Source organism: Nocardia sp. NPDC004722 (genome assembly GCF_053601505.1).
Map to the genome: position 1 here is coordinate 1 of NZ_JBSGBY010000908.1, position 2,377 is coordinate 2,377.

1 protein-coding gene and 1 pseudogene are annotated in these 2,377 nt (G+C 72.4%); both read left to right on the forward strand.

The genetic code is table 11. The annotated features are described in order from the left end of the window. Positions 1 to 786, forward strand: a pseudogene (locus ACWELQ_RS43870) (2-nitropropane dioxygenase); the annotation flags it as partial. Then, positions 783 to 2,377 (forward strand): acetyl-CoA carboxylase, carboxyltransferase subunit beta (gene accD / locus ACWELQ_RS43875; RefSeq protein ID WP_452402884.1); only part of this gene is annotated, 1,595 nt, incomplete at its 3' end. The pseudogene ACWELQ_RS43870 and the gene accD, both read left to right, overlap by 4 nt.

Below are 2,377 nucleotides of genomic sequence, written 5' to 3' on the forward strand. Positions count from 1 at the left end.
GCCTTCGTAACCGTCTGCGCCGGAGACGAACTTCCAACCCTCCGAGAGCAGGGCCTGCTGGGTGCGGCGGTTGGTGGCCAGGCGCTGGTCGGTGCCGCCGCGACCGCCTTCGCCATGGGCGCGGCCTACATCGTCACCGGTTCGGTGAATCAAGCCGCGCGCGAGGCGCATCAGTGCGAGGCCACCAAACGGCTGCTGGCCACCGCGGAATTCGCGGACTGCGTGATGGCCCCGTCCTCGGACATGTTCGAGCTCGGCGTGCAGGTGCAGGTGTTGCGCCGGGGCACCATGTTCGCCACCCGCGCCCAGCGCCTCTACGACCTGTACCGCGCCTACGACGGCATCGACGCCCTCCCGGCCGCGGTCCGCGCCGACCTGGAAGCCACCCTGTTCCGCCGCCCGCTGCACACGGTGTGGCAGGACTGTGTGGCCTTCTTCACCGAACGCGATCCCGCGCAACTGGTTTCGGCGCAGCGCGATCCGAAGGCGCGGATGGCGTTGATCTTCCGCTGGTATCTGGGCCTGTCGTCGGGCTGGAGCATCCGCGGCGAGGCCGAACGAATGGCCGACTATCAGATCTGGTGCGGCCCGGCCATGGGCGGGTTCAACACCTGGGCGGCGGGCAGCCACCTGGCCGCGCCCGCCAACCGGGCGGTGGCCGATATCGCCGATCAGCTCATGACCGGTGCGGCCTACCTGACCCGTGTCGCGCAGCTGCGCACCGCCGGGGTGCGGCTGCCCGCCGCGGCCGCCCGGTACCTGCCTCGTCCACTGGAGGAGCGATGACCATTCTCGACACCGGCACCACGGCCGCCACCGATTGGATGGTGTGCCCCGGATGCTCGGCCATCATCTACGTCAAACGTTACGAACGCGGCGACCGGGTGTGCCCGGAATGCGACAGCCACGGCATGCTCACCGCACCGCAGCGGATCGACCTGCTGCTGGACCCCGACAGCGCCGAGCCGCTCGCGTACGCCGCGACCGTGCCGGATCCGCTGGCGTTCACCGATTCCCGGCCCTACCCGGACCGGCTGACGGACGCCCGCCGTCGAACCGGGCTGGACGAGGCCGTGGCCTGCGTGCGCGGCACCCTCGGCGGAGTGCCGGTCGTGGTGGCCGCCATGGACTTCCGGTTCCTGGGCGGCAGTCTCGGCAGCGCGGTCGGCGAGGCGGTGACCACGGCCGCGGAAGTCGCGCTGGCCGAACGCCGCCCGCTGATCCTGGTCACCGCCTCGGGTGGGGCGCGCATGCAGGAGGGCATCGTCGCCCTCATGCAGATGGCCAAAACGAGCGACGCGTTGCAGCGCCTCGACGAGGCGGGCGTGCTGACCGTCTCGGTCATCACCGACCCCACCTACGGCGGTGTCGCGGCCTCCTACGCCACCTCCACCGATGTGATCGTCGCCGAACCCGGTGCGCGCCTGGGCTTCGCGGGGCCGCGGGTCATCCAGCAGACGATCGGCCAGACCCTGCCCGCCGGATTCCAGACCGCCGAGTTCCTGCTGGATCACGGCGTCGTCGACATGATCTGTCACCGCTCGGCGCTGCGCGACCGGCTGATCCGTTTGGTGGGCATGACCGTTCGCGCGGCGCGGCCCTACGTCGGGGACACCGAGGCGGTCATCACCGATCCGGCCGCGCTCGCCCCCGCCGATCCCTGGGAGCGGGTGCGCGCCGCGCGTCGGCTCGGCCGCCCGACCACCTTCGACCACATCGCCGGGGCCTTCGAGGAATTCGTCGAACTGCACGGTGACCGCCTCGCCGCCGACTGCCCGGCCATGGTGGCCGGACTCGCCCGCCTCGACGGGGTGCCCGTCGCGGTGATCGGCACCCAGAAGGGCCACACGGCAGCTGAATTGGCCGCGCACAACTTCGGCATGCCGACGCCGCCGGGGTATCGCAAGGCCGCGCGGGTGCTGCGGTTGGCCGCCAAACTTGGGCTGCCGGTCGTCACGCTCGTCGACACCGCGGGTGCGTACCCGGGTCTCAGCGCCGAGGAGCAGGGGCAGGCGGTCGCCATCGCCGAGGACCTGAAACTGCTGGCCGGACTGCCGGTTCCGGTGGTCGCCGTGATCACCGGCGAGGGCGGCAGCGGGGGAGCGCTGGCCCTGGCGGTCGCCGACCGGGTCCTGGTGTGCGAGAACGCCGTCTACTCCGTGATCAGCCCCGAAGGGTGCGCGTCCATCCTCTGGCAGGACGCCGCGGCCGCGCCGCGCGCCGCGCAGGCCCTGCGGGTCGACGCCGCGGCCCTGCTCGAACTGGGCATCGCGGATGCCGTGGTGCCCGAACCCGAGGGCGGCGCGGATCGGCAACCGGCCGCCGCCACCGCGCTGCTGCGCCGCGCGCTGCGGCAGGCCGTCCACGAACTGCGGGC